The sequence below is a fragment of the Kurthia sp. Dielmo genome (assembly GCF_000307285.2).
Taxonomy (GTDB): domain Bacteria; phylum Bacillota; class Bacilli; order Bacillales_A; family Planococcaceae; genus Kurthia; species Kurthia populi.
On sequence record NZ_CAEP01000232.1, the window covers coordinates 1 to 220 of the forward strand.

1 pseudogene is annotated in these 220 nt (G+C 34.1%); it reads left to right on the forward strand.

Annotation, left to right across the window (positions count from 1 at the left end):
* Positions 1 to 220 (forward strand): annotated as a pseudogene (locus KTHG_RS20990) (phage portal protein); the annotation flags it as partial.

Below are 220 nucleotides of genomic sequence, written 5' to 3' on the forward strand. Positions count from 1 at the left end.
GAAAAACAATTATTAGTAGCTGATGGCTTTCATCGGGTAGAGCGTGCGCTATATCCAGATACATTTGAACAAGTAAGTATTAAAGAGTTTACGTTTACCAATAAAAAATGGAATATGGACGAAGTTATTTATTTAACCTATAACAATGCGCATCTATCAAAGTTCTTAGATGGATTGACGAATGATTATGCGGATTTATTTGGTTCGCTTATCGATGCGT